Genomic DNA, 1,083 nt, shown 5'->3' with positions numbered 1-1,083 from the left:
TGCCCATGGCAGTTTAGGCGTCCAATTGTCCAGACAGCGTCTGGACAATCGGGTTTGAGGCCAGGAAAGCGGTGATCTCGGTCCAACGTGCCATTGTCATACCTTCCGTAGAAGATGGTGGTCGGATCCCGTTTGGGATCTGCTCTCCTCAGGGTTCGCACCTAGCCGCACTGCGTTGAGACAAGAGGGTCTCAGAGTGTCTGTCTAGGAGGGCTGTAGTCGCGGGGTTGATTGGAGAATCAATTTGGCCATGACTGTCCTTGTCGAGAGCTTCGGGAGGAGCTTGCCCGAGGGTTGCCGTGGCCGGCAGCGTGGATGCGTTAAAGGACTGAGGTGCCTTCGATGAACAGCGGGCCCAAATTGATTCCGGCCAGGCTCGACCTCGCATAAGAAGCCGGCCCCGACAACCATAAAACCGACGTTACCTAAATGGCCCTGACTGCAGCGCAAGGGCCTGCCTGCAAGCCGTGATCGGGAGCCGTAGCGGCAACCCCTCTCAGCGCCAGCTTTACATAAGTGAATTATCGGCTCTTGAAAATGAGCGGGGGAGAAGCGCTGGAGAGGCTCGGTCCAAGGACTCATCGCGGGTGCGGATAAGACGGGTCTCAGGGCATCCGCATCCTGCACTGGCGGAAGACCGTCAGGCGGCAGAGACTGAGAACAGCTGGGAAAGCCAGGTGGCGGGACATCCGCCTGACTTGGCATATACCCTGTTTCGATCGCGGGCTCAGGAGGCGCACCATGCTGCGATATACGGATTCAATCTATGTCAACCGACCTCCTTCTGGAGTCTTCGACGTTGTGGGAACGAGAATTTTTGACACTCAGCCGTTGTGGGAAAAGGAGGTTGTGGCCATACGCCGCGTCACGCCCGGTGCCATGGACGTGGGTAGTAAGTCCATCATGGAGCGCCGTGACTTTGGGCAGCGGTCGGAAGCTAAATATGAATGCGTCGATTTTGAAAAGGACCAACGCATTGCTCTCACTGGCGACAGCCCAGGCGTGCATGTCGATTTCGCCCTTGAAATGTCTTCGCAGGGCGATCACGTAACAAAGCTGGAATTCGAGCTACAGCAGGTCATG

General features: G+C 57.1%; 1 protein-coding gene. It reads left to right on the top strand.

The window, feature by feature from the left end:
* Positions 1 to 741 precede the first annotated feature (741 nt).
* The coding region (locus P2Q66_RS06000; protein WP_275726331.1) for a hypothetical protein at positions 742 to 1,083 on the top strand (342 nt) is incomplete at its 3' end.

Origin of the sequence: Arthrobacter sp. Cr_A7, from assembly GCF_029222765.1 — a bacterium.
Classification (GTDB): Bacteria; Actinomycetota; Actinomycetes; order Actinomycetales; family Micrococcaceae; genus Arthrobacter.
Note: the sequence above shows the minus strand (reverse complement) of the source record. Positions and strands in the feature narration are given on the sequence as shown.